Here is a 1066-nt window from a genome sequence, read left to right as displayed (position 1 = left end):
GTTGGGCCTGGGGCCCCCGCGGGCGGGGGTGAATCCCGGGGGGTTGCGCGCCCCCCCGGCGGGGGTGGCCGCGGGGGGGGGGGCGGCCGTCCACGCCCCGCGCATCGGGGTGGGGCGTGGACGGCTGCTGCTGGGCTACTCCTTCGGCGGCTTGTGACGGCGGAGAGTGCCCCGGTTGGTGAGGCTGGGGCGGCGGCCGTAGGGACAGGCCGCGTTGCGGCGGCCGTGCATAGTGAAGAACTTCCCACCGAGGGCGTGGCCGTTGACCTGCTTGGTTGTGCCGGAAACCGGCTTGGTGTTGGTGCGGTATCCGTCCGGCGTAAGGCGGGCTTCTCGGTCATGAGCGCTCCTCTGTTGTCCAGCTGGGGCAGTGCAGTACAGGGGCGGGGTAGACCTCGCGCATGACGGCGGAGAGGTCGGGGCAGGGGCGGACGGCCTCCTGGAGCGCGGTCGGGTCCATGGGGTGAAGCCACCCGTCACGCACGGACCAGCCGCACGCGCGCGGGTTGGGCTCGGCGGCCGTGGTGGCGAGGAGGACGGCGTTGAGCGTCGTGCTGCCCTCCAGCGCGAACACCAGCAGCATGCGCAGGGTGCTGAACTCGTCTTCGTCCAGGACGGCCAAGCGGAGAGGCGCCATCCCGATTGAGAGATCGGTACGGCCCGTGACGAACGCATCGTCGTTCCGCTCGACCACAAGATTCAACGTGTGTTCGCCGTCTCCGAGTGCCTGGAACACGGTGGCAAGGGTGGTCAGACTGCTGCTCATGGCGGCCGAGATGGCGGCGTCTCCGGGGTAGGCGAGCTCCGGGCGTGCGGGCATGAGGATTCCTTGGTGGGCGGTGGGCGGTGGGCCGGAAGCCGGCCTCACTGCGTCCCTGGGCACAATCACTGCTTAGCTGGCGCGCGGTTCGGTTCCGCCGATGCGTTGCACGGTGCGCGGCAGGGGGCGGCGAGCGCGCGCTCCGGGCCGGTCGGGCCCGGGGGGGGGGGGGGCCGGGGGCCGCGTGCTTGGTGTCGCCGATCGCGCCGGCGCCGGCGGCCCTCATGAAGGCGCTGTCGGTGAGCT

Annotated in this window: 1 protein-coding gene; it reads right to left on the bottom strand. The window is 72.4% G+C overall.

Annotated features, from left to right (window positions below):
* Positions 1 to 337 precede the first annotated feature (337 nt).
* Positions 338 to 820, bottom strand: coding sequence for a hypothetical protein (locus ACFWI9_RS08270; protein WP_387159846.1), 483 nt, complete (start codon positions 818 to 820; stop codon positions 338 to 340).
* Positions 821 to 1066 lie beyond the last annotated feature (246 nt).

Origin of the sequence: Streptomyces sp. NPDC127084, assembly GCF_042724175.1 — a bacterium.
GTDB lineage: Bacteria > Actinomycetota > Actinomycetes > Streptomycetales > Streptomycetaceae > Streptomyces.
The sequence above is the reverse complement of the archived record's forward strand: the minus strand, read 5'-3'. Positions and strand labels throughout refer to the sequence as shown.